The following is a 12854-nucleotide window of genomic DNA, read 5'->3' on the forward strand; positions in this document are numbered from 1 at the left end:
CTGGCTCGGCATTGTCTCCGCCTCGCGCACCGCCACACCCAATCGACCCGGCCGCTACGTGGCGACCCTTGCCTCAAGGAGGAGGCGAACTACCGCATGAGCCTTTTGAGAAAATTCGCAACGGTCGCCTCCGGCACCATGATGAGCCGGCTCCTCGGCTTTGCGCGCGAGATGCTCATGGCGGCAGCGCTCGGCACAGGGCCGGTCGCGGACGCCTTCTACGCAGCCTTCCAGTTCCCGAACACCTTCCGCCGGCTGTTTGCCGAAGGCGCGTTCAACACCGCTTTTGTGCCGCTGTTCGCCAAGGAGATCGAAGCCAACGGCATCGACGGCGCGCGACGCTTCTCGGAAGAAGTCTTCGGCGTGCTGTTCAGCGTCCTGCTGGGACTGACCATCGTCATGGAGCTGTCCATGCCGTTGCTGGTCCGCTACCTGATCGCGCCCGGTTTCAGCGAATCGCCGGAAAAGCTCGCCTTCACGGTGACGCTTGCGACGATCATGTTCCCTTACCTGATCTGCATGTCACTCGGCGCCATGATGGCGGGAATGCTCAACTCGCTGCGCCGCTACTTCGCCGCGGCCGTGGCGCCCGTCTTTCTCAACATCATCCTGGTCGCGGTCCTCGCCTATGCCTGGTACGAGGGCATGGACGCGGTCGCGGTCGGCTATGCGCTCGGCTGGGGCGTGCTGGCGGCGGGGCTGGTGCAACTCGCCATCGTCTGGGCCGCCGTGCGCCATGCCGGCGTCAGGATCGGCTTCCGGCGGCCCCGCCTGACGCCGAACGTGAAGCGGCTGCTGTGGCTGGCGCTGCCGGCGGCTATCACCGGCGGCATCACCCAGATCAACACGCTGATCGGCACCGCCATCGCCTCCGGGCAGGCGAGCGCCGTCTCCTCGCTCAACCTAGCGGATCGCGTCTACCAGCTCCCCCTCGGCATCGTCGGCGTCGCGGTCGCCATCGTGCTGCTCCCGGAACTGGCGCGCGCGCTGAAGGCGGGCGACGATCGGGAGGCGTCAAATCTCCAGAACCGCTCGGTCGAGTTCACGCTGTTCCTGACACTGCCCGCGGCGGCTGCGCTGCTCGTCATGTCGGAACCGATCGTGCGGGTGCTCTACGAGCGCGGCCAGTTCGCCATCGACAACAGCACGCCCACCGTGGCTGCGATTCTCGCCATCTTCGGGGCGGGACTGCCGGCCTTCGTCCTGATCAAGGCCTTTACGCCCGGCTACTTCGCCCGCGAGGACACCCGCACGCCGATGTGGTTCGCCGCCATTTCGGTCGTCGCCAACATCGGCATCGCGCTCGCCGTCTTCCCGACGATGGGTGCACCCGGCATCGCCGTCGCCTCCGCCGTCGCTGGCTGGATCAACGCGACACTGCTGCTCGCCGTCCTCATCAGGCGTGGGCATTGGGGCAAGGACGTGCCCCTCCTTACACGTATCCCGCGGCTGCTGCTTGCTTCGGCGGTGATGGCCGCCGCGATCTGGTACGTGAAGGAGACAATCGCAGCACCCTATCTGGCTTCCGGTTCGCCGCTGGCGATCCAGGCATCCGCCCTGGCGGTGGTGATCGCCGGGGCGATGGTCGTCTACTTCGCCGTCGCCTTCGGCACCGGCGGCGCCAGCCTGGGTGTTATCCGGCGCAATGTGAGGCGCAGCAAGGCGGCAAGACCCGCAGACGTTTCCGGATCCGACAACGCCTGATCACATGTTCACCCTCTGCTGACCCATACTGACAGGCTGTTGTCAGGAGGGGGGTGCTATGAATGCCGGGTAGAATAGCTGGAGCATCCCCATGGAAACCGCCCGGAACCCGATCGCTTGGGAACAGTCATTGCTGGTGACCTTCCAGGCGGCAGCTCACAGCCTCCGCGAGATCGTCGAGGATGTCGAGGCGATCGCTCCGGCGTTGCCGGGCGCATGCAGCGCACCGACCACGCAAGCCGGGATGGACGTGGTGGACGTGGCGCTCGAGCTTCCTGACGATGCGGCGCTGCTCAACCGCGTCATCGGCGTGATCTTCCGGGCGCAGGAGGAACTGGAACCGAGGATTCGGGTGCGCCGAGTGCTCGGCGGCCAGACGCGCGACTGCCGCGCTGCACATCCTTCCTGCGGGCCGCAGACGGCCGCGGCATAGCGGAGAAGGCAGTCAGGCCGGCCACGGCGCAAACGCAGTCGAGATTGCGGGGGTGACAGGGCGCTCCACTTGCAGTATAGCGCATGCATGATCCACCTTGCCGCCAGCTATTTTTGGTACTTTAGCTTCGAGAGCTCGCCGGCGGTGGGAGGATCACGCTCGATCTGAAGATTGAAGCAGAAAAGTCCGAACAGCCGCCAGACCTGGCGGCTTTTTTGTGTCGCCGGCAGGTCCCAAACTGGAGCCAAGAGCCGTGTTGACCACCACAGACGACCTTCGCGTCAAGGAAATCAAAGAACTGAGCACACCCGACGAGGTGATGCGCGAGATACCGCGCACCTTGACGGCCACCAAGACCGTGACCGCGGCGCGCAACGCGGTCCACGCCATTCTGCAGGGTAGCGACGACCGGCTTCTGGTCGTCGTCGGCCCCTGCTCAATCCATGATCCGGAAGCCGCCATCGACTATGCGGTGAAGCTGGCCGCCCTGAGGGAGACGCTCGCCGACCGGCTTGAGATCGTGATGCGGGTCTACTTCGAGAAGCCGCGCACGACAGTCGGCTGGAAGGGGCTCATCAACGATCCGGACCTCGACGACAGCTTCAACATCGACAAGGGTCTCAGGCTGGCGCGCAACGTGCTCTCCGCCGTCAACAATCTCGGCCTGCCAGCGGCAACCGAGTTCCTCGACATGACGACGCCGCAGTACATCGCCGACCTGGTTTCCTGGGCCGCCATCGGCGCGCGCACAACCGAAAGCCAGATCCACCGCGAGCTGGCGTCCGGCCTGTCATGCGCGGTCGGCTTCAAGAACGGGACCGACGGCAACGTGCGGATTGCTGCGGATGCCGTCAAATCGGCCTCGCACCCGCATCACTTCATGGCGGTGACGAAGGGCGGGCGCTCGGCCATCGCCGCGACGACCGGCAACGGCGACTGCCACATCATCCTGCGCGGCGGCAGCCAACCCAACTATGACGCGGCGAGCGTCGATGCGGCCTGCGCGGATCTTGCGAAGTCAGGCCTGAAGCCGCAGGTGATGATCGACGCAAGCCACGCCAACAGCTCCAAGAAGCCGGAGAACCAGCCGCGTGTGGTCGATGACATCGCGCACCAGATGGCGCAGGGCGACCGCCGCATCATGGGCGTGATGATCGAGAGCAACCTGGTCGCCGGCCGGCAGGATGTCGTGCCCGGCAAGGCGTTGACCTACGGCCAGAGCATCACCGACGGTTGCATCGACTGGGACACCACCGCCGACGTGCTGCAGGTGCTCGCCGAGGCAGTCGAGGCGCGGCGAAAGGCGCGCCAGGCGGAGGTCCGCTCCGGCGCAGCCTGACGCCTGTCTGGCGGCAAAAACAGCAGGCGGCGGATCGATGGCTCCCGAGCCGCCGCCGGACTCAAGCGATACGGCGTCCTCAGACGTCCAGGTTCGCCACGTTCAGCGCGTTCTCCTGGATGAACTCGCGGCGTGGCTCGACCTCGTCACCCATGAGGCGGCTGAACAGCGAATCGGCGTCGGTGGCGTCGGAGATTTTCACCTGCAGCAGCGAACGGGCGTCCGGATCGAGCGTCGTCTCCCAAAGCTGCTCCGCGTTCATCTCGCCAAGACCCTTGTAGCGCTGCATAGTCAGGCCCTTGCGACCAGCGGCGAACACCGCATCGAGGAGCGCCAACGGTCCCGCGATCGCCTGCGAGACATCCTTGCGGCGAAGCGTCGGCGGCGTTGCGTAGACCTCTTCGAGGCGTGGCGCGTAGCGGTCGAGCGCGCGCGCGTCGGCGGAATTGATCAGCCCCATGTCGAGATGCGCCGTTTCCTTGACGCCGCGCACGGTGCGTTCGAACACATATCCGCCGGGGCCTTCTTCATTCGAGGTCGAGACATGGCCGTCCCAGCCGCGCTCGGTGTCCTCGGCAATGGCGTCCAGCCGGGCCGCGACGATCTTGGCCACGACGTTGGCGCGGCCGAGGTCGTCGAAGAGCTCCGGCTTCAGCGCGCCGGCGGTCGCCGCCTGCTCGACGACGCTGCGGTTGTAGCGCGTGTGGAGCCCGTTGATCAGCGAGCGCACCGCAAGCGCATCCTCGACCACCGCATGCAGATCCTGGCCGCTGCGAACCTCGCCGGAAGCCAGCGTGAGAGAAGCGTCGTCGAGGCCCGAAGCGATCAGGAATTCCTCGAACGCGCCTTCATTCTTGATGTATTGCGAGCTCTTGCCGCGCGTCACCTTGTAGAGCGGCGGCTGAGCTATGTAGAGATGACCGCGCTCGATGAGTTCCGGCATTTGCCGGAAGAAGAACGTCAGCAGCAGGGTGCGGATGTGAGCGCCGTCGACGTCGGCGTCCGACATGATGATGATCTTGTGGTAGCGTAGCTTGTCGATGTTGAAGCCATTGACCTCATCCTTGCCGACGGACGTCCCGAGCGCAGTGATCAGCGTGCCGATCATGTCGGACGACAGCATGCGGTCGAAACGTACGCGCTCGACATTCAGGATTTTTCCGCGCAGCGGCAGGATGGCCTGGTTCTGACGCGACCGGCCGCTCTTGGCCGAGCCGCCGGCGGAGTCGCCCTCGACGATGAACAGTTCGGACTTGGCCGGGTCGCGCTCCTGGCAGTCCGCCAGCTTGCCTGGCAACGAGGTGACGCCCAGTGTGCTCTTGCGGGTGATGTCGCGCGCTTTGCGCGCCGCCTCGCGGGCGGCGGCAGCCTGGATGACCTTCTCGACCACCACCTTGCCTTCGGCCGGATGTTCTTCAAGCCATGTCCCAAGAGCCTCGTTCACAAGGCTTTCCACCACCGGACGGACCTCGGAGGACACCAGCTTGTCCTTGGTCTGCGAGGAGAATTTCGGATCCGGAACCTTGACGGACAGCACCGCCGTCAGGCCCTCGCGACAGTCGTCCCCGGTGAGTTCGACCTTCTCCTTCTTGGTCAGGCCCGAACTGCTGCCATAGCCGATGACCTGGCGCGTCAGCGCGCCGCGAAAGCCGGCAAGGTGCGTTCCGCCGTCGCGTTGCGGGATGTTGTTGGTGAAGCACAGCACGTTCTCGTGGTAGCTGTCATTCCACCACATGGCCACCTCGACGGTGATGCCGTCGCGCTCCGCGCGGATGGCCACCGGCTTGTCGATCAACGGCTTCTTCGCCCGATCGAGAAACCGAACGAAAGCTTCCAGGCCGCCCTCGTACATCAGTTCCGCCTGCTTGACGTCGGCGTGGCGCTTGTCGGTCAGCACGATGCGCACGCCGGAGTTCAGGAAGGCGAGTTCGCGCAGCCGGTGCTCCAGCGTGTTGTAATCGAAGTCGACCATGGAGAACGTCGCTGGCGAGGGCAGGAAAGTGACAGACGTGCCGCTGCGACCCTCATAAGTGCCGGGCTGCTTGTCCTGTACGTAGCTGCCGACCACGGCAAGCGGCGCATCCGCCTCGCCATGGGAAAAGCTCATCTCATGAATCTTGCCGTCGCGACGAATCTTGATCTTCAGCCAGACGGACAGCGCATTCACCACCGAAACGCCAACGCCGTGGAGGCCACCGGAGACCTTGTAGGAATTCTGGTCGAACTTCCCGCCCGCATGGAGTTGCGTCATGATGACTTCGGCGGCGGAAACGCCCTCCGTCGGGTGAAGATCGGTAGGAATGCCGCGGCCGTTGTCAGCCACCGTACAGGAGCCGTCCGGGTTGAGCGTCACCGATACCAGGTCGGCATGACCCGCGAGCGCCTCGTCGATGGCGTTGTCGACGACTTCTGTGACCATGTGGTGCAGGCCCGACCCGTCGTCGGTGTCGCCGATATACATCCCCGGACGCTTGCGGACCGCGTCCAACCCCTTCAAAACCTTGATTGAATCAGCGCCGTACTGAACGCTGCCGCCGTTGCCGTTTTCGGTATCGTCGCTCATGAACTGCTTTCATTGGAACTGAGGCGGAGCTACGCGCGGAATGCGGCCGAATCACGCCTCGCATGACCTTCTAGATATAGGCTTTCCAAGCCGATTCTCCAAATCGGCGCGGCATTTTGCGCCTCTGAAAGTAGTGAATCCTGACCGCCACGCCGCGATGCGCGGCAAGTCAAACCGGCGACAGGGAAGACCGGCGCTCCAGGCGCATTGTGCGTCAGGAAAACCACCCTTCCGGCGACCGGCGCTTTACATCCATCTCTCCCTATGGTTGCGTATATCAACATCGACAACTTTCGAGGGAAGATTATGTCGATACTCTTCACGATCATTCGCAATGGGAATGACTTTTCGTGCCGAGCCGCCGACCAGTTGCAATTCTTCGTCGGGCGTCGGGTCCCCTATGAGGGCAATATCGGGCTCTATAACATATTCTCCGGCAGCCGGCTGACGCGGCTGATCTACGAAGCCGCAAACTTCAAGGACAAGTTCGGCTTCTGGGCCTCCTTCATAGAGCCGACTGCAATCTGCGAAGGCCGCAACTTCCTGACATTGAACAGCTATGACCGCGCCGCATTCACGTTCGGATTCGGGCAGTTCGCGGCGCATGTCCCGAACGGAGATTTCGTCAGATACTTCCGGGCAATGCTCGGCTTGCCGGGCGCAAATGAGTATTTTCCGCACCTGGGCCTCATCGACGAGCGCATCTGCCGCACCGAGAACCCGGACGCTCCGGTCGTGCTGGAAACCGACGAGAGCACTGACAAGCTGATGAAATACCTCAACCCGGACCTGTCCGAGGTGCAGGATGCCGAGGTGATCGCTGCTGCCAAGCTCATCCACTGGACCACCAACTCGGTGGACGCCCAGGCGGCGCAGGTCAATCAGATGATCGCGACCTTTCGCAGCCTCATGCGCCGCGCCGAGAACCGCGTCGGGATCGACGGACGCCCCGCAGCCCAGTGCGCGGTGATCGCGGACATCCTGCACCAAGGACGCGCCGGCCGGATGACGTGGCCGCTGATCGACAGCGCGTTGAGAAGCCCCAATCCGCTCGACAGGCTGCTGAAGATCGGCCTGCCTAAATGGGAGGAGCGTCTGAGAACGCTCCGCAGGGCTCTCGCGGCGCGACCGGAGTTCCAGGTCAAGCGCTGGAGCAGCGCTCATGAAGAGTTCGTCTGAGCGGGCTCCGGCGCGAAGCCGCGCGACGCCATCGACCCGCGCAACCGTCGGACACGGTCCTGTGAATTCGGCCTGTCCCATCGCATGATAGCCTCGGCGCGCATTGTGTGGAGGCGTCATGCGACCGCTGTTGAGAGAATTCATCCTCGCGCTCTTCCTGCTCGGCAGCGGCACGGCCCCGGTTGCAGCGGACGTCGCCGACCGGCCCGCGCCCTCGGGAGGCGCCCTGTCCCTGCTCCCGGTCCCGCAGACGACCGATCATTCGATCACCATTTCCGGGCGCACGCTCGACTATCGGACGAAGGCCGGCACGTTGTCCCTGCTGTCCGGCAAGGGAGAGGTGACAGCCGAAATCTTCTTCGTCGCCTATGCGCTGCGCCCGGGAGCAGACGCGCGCCAGAACCGGCAGCGCCCTCTCACCTTCGTTTTCAACGGCGGACCGGGGGCGGCAGCCGCCTACCTTCATCTCGGCGCGCTGGGACCGCGCATCATCGCGACGGCGGCGGACGGGAGCTTCCTCCCCTCGCCACAGAGGCTGATCGACAATCCCGATACCTGGCTGGACATGACCGACCTGGTCTTCGTCGATCCGGTCGGCACGGGATACAGCCGCGAGGCGCCGGGCCAGGAGACCCGCAGCTTCTGGGGCGTCAGCCAGGACGCCACGTCCATGGGCGCCTTCGTCCGCCTCTTTCTCGCCCGGGAAGGCCGCACCGGCTCGCCGGTGTATCTAGCTGGAGAAAGCTATGGCGGATTCCGCGCCGCGCTCCTGGCCAAAACGCTGCAGGAGGACATCGGCATCAGCCCGAGCGGCATCGTGCTGATCTCACCGGCGCTGGAGTTCACGCTGGTGCGCCCGGACGAATTCCAGCCCCTCCACTGGGCGCTTGAGCTACCCTCGCTCGCGGCCGTCCGCCTGCGCAGCGAAGGCGTTACAGGCCCGGAATTCGAGGAACGGCTGGCCGAGGTCGAGCGCTATGCGCTCGGCGACTATCTCACCGCGCTCGTCAGCGGTCTCGAAGAAGGTGGCCGGCGGGCGAGCCAACGCGTGGCCGAGTTCACCGGGTTGCCGCTCGATCTCGTGCAGAAGAATTTCGCGCGGATTTCCACCTCGCTGTTCACCAGTAAGTTTTCGAGCGATGCGGGCAAGGTACTCAGTGCCTATGACGGCATGATCGGGGTGACCGACCGGTCGGGGGCAAGCGGCCCCGACCCGGTGCTCGATCGCAGCGTCCCGGTGCTCACCTCGGCTTTCGTCGACTATGCACGCGAGGAGCTGAACTTCCGCACCGACATGAGCTACCGCGTGCTCAACCGGCAGATCAGCGGCAACTGGGACTACGGGACCAGCCCCACCCGCCAGGGCTATGTCGGCGTGATGGGCGACCTGCAGCAGGCGCGGACGCTGAACCCCGCGCTCGGCGTGCTGATCGTCCACGGCTACACGGATCTGGTCACGCCCTACATGGTCTCGCGCTATCTCGTCGGCCAGCTTCCGCCGCTTCCGGAAGCCAAGCCGATCCGAATCGACGTGCTCGACGGCGGCCACATGATGTATTTCCGGCAGGACGGAAGGCGGGCGCTGAAGGAAGCGGCCGCGGAGCTGTATGAGGCGACGCAGTGAGGACGCTCCGCCCAGGCCAGCTGCACGCGCGCCCTTCGCTCAACGCTTCGATCGACGTCACTTCGATTGAAGCCTCCACCTGCCCGGCCTAGATTCAGCTTATGGACACCTCGCCCGCACCGTTCGTCCCGCCCGCGCCGCAACCGCGAAGCTCGCCGCCGTCGACGCTGGAGATGATACGGATCGTCTACCGGAACCCGCTCGAGCTGTGGGGCGAGCCCTCCTACAACGAGCCGTGGATCAGCGTGACGGGCATCGGCGGGCCGCTGGTGATCGCCAACGACCCCGGCCTCGTCCGCCACGTGCTGGTCGACAATGCGAAGAACTACAAGATGGCGCGGGTGCGCCAGCTCATCCTCAGACCGATCCTGCGCGACGGCCTCCTGACGGCCGAAGGCGACGTCTGGAAGCGCTCGCGCAAGGCCATGGCGCCGGTGTTCACGCCGCGCAACATTTTCGGCTTCGCCCGGCCGATGCTCGATCGCACGCTGGCCTTCGTCGAGAAATACGAGGAAGTTTCCGGGACCGTCGACATCGCCCACGACATGACGATGCTGACCTACGACATCCTTGCCGAGACCCTGTTCTCGGGCGAGATCGCCGGCGAATCCGGCAGTTTTGCCCATGACGTCGACCGGCTGCTGGAGACCATGGGGCGCGTCGATCCGCTCGACCTGCTACGCGCGCCGGAATGGCTGCCGCGGCTGACCCGGTTGCGCGGGCGCAAGACGATGGCCTATTTCCGCAAGATCGTCAGCGACACGATGGAGATGCGGGCCGAGCGGCTGCGCCGCGATCCCGACGGGGCGCCGCAGGATTTTCTGACGCTGCTGCTCAAGGCCGAGGGACCGGAGGGGCTCAGCCGCGCCGAGATCGAGGACAATATCATCACCTTCATCGGCGCCGGCCACGAGACGACCGCGCGGGCGCTCGGCTGGACCCTTTTCTGCCTCGCCGAGGCGCCGTGGGAGCGCGACAAGGTCGAGGTCGAGATCGACGCCGTGCTCAAGCGCGAACCCGATCCGGCGAAATGGCTGGACGCGATGCCGCTGACGCGGGCCGCTTTCGAGGAGGCGCTGCGGCTTTATCCGCCGGCGCCGTCGATCAACCGCGAGCCGATCGAGCCGGAAACCTACAAGGACCTCTACATCCGCAAGGGCGCGGCAGTGCTGGTCATGCCCTGGGTGATCCACCGCCATCGGAAGCTCTGGGACAAGCCGGACGCCTTCATGCCAGAGCGCTTCCATCCGGGGCGGCGCGAGAAGATCGATCGCTTCCAATACCTGCCCTTCGGCGCGGGGCCGCGGGTGTGCATCGGCACGACCTTCGCCATGCAGGAAGCCATCATCGCCCTTGCCGTGATGCTGTCGCGGTTCCGCTTCGATACCGTTGCGGAGACGCAGCCCTGGCCGGTTCAGAAGCTGACCACCCAGCCACAGGGTGGTCTGCCGATGGCGGTGTCGCGGCGGAGGTAAGCGTGTCCGGCGCCCGGATCGGTGGCAGCTTTCGGCGGAATCCGCTCTGGTGACGCCCTGAAGACTGAAGCGAACATCCCGCCCGCCGGCTTGACGCTGAAGGAAGCGATGCACCTGCAGGCGCTCGAAGGCAATCCGCTCGATGCCAGTCAAGTTGCAATGTTCGAGATGTTTGAGCGCGAGGGATGGTCGGAAGAGCGCTGTATCGCCTATTTGCGACAGCGCGTGCTTGACCGGCATGGCGCCATCCCCGGCGAATGACCGACGAGGTCTATTGCTATCCTCCCAGTTATGGCGTTCTTCGCAACAAGTTCGGCATTCGTGACGCGGACGAACTCGACTATGTCGAACGCGAGTTCGTGGCGCGGCGCATGCTCGGTCGCGTTCCCTCCGGAAAGTTCGACCTCGCGCATCTGAAAGCCATCCACGGCATCTGTTCCAGGATCTCTACGACTGGGCGCGACAGATACGCACCGTCGAGCTTTCGAAGGGCGGCAGCCAGTTCCAGTTCCGGCGTTTCATCGAGACCGGAATGGCGGATGTGCACCGCCGACTCGTCGAAGCGGATTTTCTTAAAGGCCTGTCGGGCGACGCATTCGCGCGGCAGGCCGGAGAGATCATCGGCGACATCAACCATGTGCACCCGTTCCGCGAGGGAAACGGCCGCGTGCAGATGGTCTATCTCAGGCAACTCGCCGCCGAAGCCGGCCACCGGCTCGACGTGACGCGGATCGAGCGAGAAGCCTGGATGGCCGCCTCGCGCGACGCGCATTTCGGCCGCTACGACCGAATGCGCCGCTGCATCTCAGCGGCGCTGGCCGAACCGGGAAGCTGATTTCCCGCCGCCATGGCGCGCCATCCTCGCCGGGAATGAAGGCGTGCGCCACGCGGCGAAAAAGGGGCTACCGCAACGATCAGTTCGCCGGCTGCTTGGTCTTCCTCAGATAGGGCAGCACGCGTTCGAAGCCGCCATAGACGGTGTTGCCTTCCTCGTCGGAGACGGCCGCGGTCAGCACCACATCTTCGCCCTGCTTCCAGTTGGCCGGCGTCGCCACCCGATGCTTGGCGGTGAGCTGAATGGAGTCGATCGCGCGCAGGATCTCGTCGAAGTTGCGCCCCGTCGTCATCGGATAGGTCAGCGTCAGCTTCACCTTCTTGTCCGGTCCGATGACGAACACCGAACGAACCGTCTGGTTGTCGGCCGGGGTGCGCCCCTCGCTGGTGCCGGCCGTATCTGCCGGCAACATGTCGTAGAGCTTTGCGACCTTCAGCTCGGTGTCGCCGATCATCGGATAATTGACGGCGTGTCCCGTAGCCGTCTCGATGTCGGCTTTCCACTTGTGGTGGCTTTCGACGGGATCGACCGAGATACCGATGATCTTTGCGTTGCGCTTGGAGAACTCGTCCTCCATTCCCGCCATGTAGCCAAGCTCGGTCGTGCAGATCGGCGTAAAGTTCTTCGGGTGTGAGAAAAGGACCGCATAGCCGTCGCCGATCCACTCGTGGAAATTGATCTTGCCTTCGGTGGTGTCAGCCGTGAAGTCGGGGGCAGTGTCGTTGAGGCGAATGCTCATAGGGGTATCCTTCCCTGCTCGTTGTGACCGTTTGACGAACGGGTCAGCCGATCAGCTCTAAAAACTTTGGTATCCGGTCATAATGCAACGTGCCGCCCGAAATCGCCAGTGCGTTCACCGCCTCTAGACCATTGCGAACACACGCGCAGGACCGCCGGTGCCGCCCTTGATCTTGGGGGCGCCGACGATGATGGTCGCGCCCTTGGCGGGCAGGCCGTCCAGATTGGCGATGCCCTCGATGCCGTAGCGACCGGCCGGCAGCCAGGTGTTGTGGACAATGAAGTCCGGCGAGGCGCCGAAATCGAGCGACAGCGTGTCGACCGCAATCGCCTTCGCCGAGGTCTCCAGAAGCAGCTTGACCGCGTCCACATGGAAGCCGGGGAAATGCATCGTCTTGCCGTCGTCCCCGACATTGCGGAACTTGTCGGTCAGCACATGTTGACCCCAGCCGGAGTTCATGGCGACAACGCAGCCTTCCGGCAGGTCGCCATTGGCCGAGGTCCAGGCCTTGATATCCTCCGGCGTCACCTGCGCGTCCGCGCTCTCCGCCGCCTTCGACTTGATGTCGATGACGACGAGCGGCGCCACCAGGTCCTCGACGGGCAGCTCGGCGACGGACTTGCCGTCCGCGCTGAAATGGAGTGGCGCATCGATGTGGGTGCCGGTGTGCTCGCTCAGGCGAAGTTCGTAGAGGTTGAAGGTGTCCTTCGCGTAGTCGAACTTCTTGTCGTAGAAGAGCTGCTGGCCGCCGAAGTAGGTCGGAAACTTGTCGAACAGCTCGTGCGTCAAGTCGTGTGTCTTGGCTGGCGTCTGCGCGAATACCGGGGTTGGGGCGGACGTGGCCAGCGCGGCGACGCCCGCTGCGGCGGCCAGGCCGCCGGTGAAGAAGCTCCTGCGGCTCAGCATGCTGGCTTTGACATTCTCGATGACGCAGTGATGGCACATCTGGAACGCTCCCCTTCG

The 12854-nt window shown here is 64.6% G+C and carries 11 protein-coding genes; 8 read left to right on the forward strand and 3 right to left on the reverse strand.

Annotated elements, in window-relative coordinates; all coding sequences use genetic code 11:
• Positions 1 to 96: 96 nt before the first annotated feature.
• From murJ to PD284_RS22840, 3 genes are all read left to right on the forward strand, one after another.
• Positions 97 to 1704 carry a murein biosynthesis integral membrane protein MurJ gene (gene murJ / locus PD284_RS22830; RefSeq protein WP_274630407.1) on the forward strand — a complete coding sequence of 536 codons (1608 nt, stop codon included), beginning with the start codon at positions 97 to 99 and terminating at the stop codon, positions 1702 to 1704.
• Positions 1705 to 1795: 91 nt separating this feature from the next.
• The gene (locus PD284_RS22835; RefSeq protein WP_274630408.1) at positions 1796 to 2137 is read left to right on the forward strand and encodes a hypothetical protein; all 342 of its coding nucleotides are present in this window, start codon (positions 1796 to 1798) and stop codon (positions 2135 to 2137) included.
• A gap of 253 nt (positions 2138 to 2390) precedes the next feature.
• Positions 2391 to 3476, forward strand: a complete 1086-nt coding sequence (locus PD284_RS22840) for a 3-deoxy-7-phosphoheptulonate synthase (protein WP_274630409.1) — start codon at positions 2391 to 2393, stop codon at positions 3474 to 3476.
• 79 nt (positions 3477 to 3555) lie between these two features.
• On the opposite strand, the gene gyrB is transcribed toward PD284_RS22840, so the two are convergent.
• Entirely contained in the window at positions 3556 to 6039 is a 2484-nt protein-coding gene (gene gyrB, locus PD284_RS22845) for a DNA topoisomerase (ATP-hydrolyzing) subunit B (protein ID WP_274630410.1), read from the reverse strand.
• Between the two features lie 306 nt (positions 6040 to 6345).
• Between gyrB and PD284_RS22850 the strand changes: the two genes are divergently transcribed.
• From PD284_RS22850 to PD284_RS22870, 5 genes are all read left to right on the forward strand, one after another.
• On the forward strand, positions 6346 to 7218 hold the full coding sequence (locus PD284_RS22850) for a hypothetical protein (protein ID WP_274630411.1): 873 nt from the start codon (positions 6346 to 6348) through the stop codon (positions 7216 to 7218).
• Between the two features lie 118 nt (positions 7219 to 7336).
• Positions 7337 to 8842, forward strand: a complete 1506-nt coding sequence (locus PD284_RS22855; RefSeq protein ID WP_274630412.1) for a S10 family peptidase — start codon at positions 7337 to 7339, stop codon at positions 8840 to 8842.
• 101 nt (positions 8843 to 8943) lie between these two features.
• Positions 8944 to 10317: a cytochrome P450 gene (locus tag PD284_RS22860; RefSeq protein ID WP_274630413.1), complete on the forward strand. Its 1374-nt coding sequence runs from the start codon at positions 8944 to 8946 to the stop codon at positions 10315 to 10317.
• 21 nt (positions 10318 to 10338) lie between these two features.
• Positions 10339 to 10578 (forward strand): hypothetical protein, encoded by a 240-nt coding sequence (locus PD284_RS22865; protein ID WP_274630414.1) that lies wholly within the window; start codon positions 10339 to 10341, stop codon positions 10576 to 10578.
• A gap of 205 nt (positions 10579 to 10783) precedes the next feature.
• The gene (locus PD284_RS22870) at positions 10784 to 11152 is read left to right on the forward strand and encodes a Fic/DOC family protein (RefSeq protein ID WP_274630736.1); all 369 of its coding nucleotides are present in this window, start codon (positions 10784 to 10786) and stop codon (positions 11150 to 11152) included.
• Between the two features lie 79 nt (positions 11153 to 11231).
• Here PD284_RS22870 and PD284_RS22875 read toward each other — a convergent pair whose 3' ends face one another.
• A complete protein-coding gene (locus tag PD284_RS22875) occupies positions 11232 to 11891 on the reverse strand; it encodes a peroxiredoxin (RefSeq protein ID WP_274630415.1) in 660 nt (219 codons plus the stop codon).
• Between the two features lie 123 nt (positions 11892 to 12014).
• On the reverse strand, positions 12015 to 12836 hold the full coding sequence (locus PD284_RS22880; RefSeq protein ID WP_274630416.1) for a cyclase family protein: 822 nt from the start codon (positions 12834 to 12836) through the stop codon (positions 12015 to 12017).
• Positions 12837 to 12854: the final 18 nt, after the last annotated feature.

The sequence above is a fragment of the Mesorhizobium shangrilense genome, from assembly GCF_028826155.1.
GTDB lineage: Bacteria > Pseudomonadota > Alphaproteobacteria > Rhizobiales > Rhizobiaceae > Arvimicrobium > Arvimicrobium flavum.

Bases quoted from the DNA above. Each gene is read 5' to 3' on its own strand.
- gyrB (WP_274630410.1), bottom strand. From the start codon at position 6,039: ATGAGCGACGATACCGAAAACGGCAACGGCGGCAGCGTTCAGTACGGC.
- PD284_RS22850 (WP_274630411.1), top strand. From the start codon at position 6,346: ATGTCGATACTCTTCACGATCATTCGCAATGGGAATGACTTTTCGTGC.
- PD284_RS22875 (WP_274630415.1), bottom strand. From the start codon at position 11,891: ATGAGCATTCGCCTCAACGACACTGCCCCCGACTTCACGGCTGACACC.
- PD284_RS22855 (WP_274630412.1), top strand. From the start codon at position 7,337: ATGCGACCGCTGTTGAGAGAATTCATCCTCGCGCTCTTCCTGCTCGGC.
- PD284_RS22860 (WP_274630413.1), top strand. From the start codon at position 8,944: ATGGACACCTCGCCCGCACCGTTCGTCCCGCCCGCGCCGCAACCGCGA.
- PD284_RS22835 (WP_274630408.1), top strand. From the start codon at position 1,796: ATGGAAACCGCCCGGAACCCGATCGCTTGGGAACAGTCATTGCTGGTG.
- PD284_RS22880 (WP_274630416.1), bottom strand. From the start codon at position 12,836: ATGTGCCATCACTGCGTCATCGAGAATGTCAAAGCCAGCATGCTGAGC.
- murJ (WP_274630407.1), top strand. From the start codon at position 97: ATGAGCCTTTTGAGAAAATTCGCAACGGTCGCCTCCGGCACCATGATG.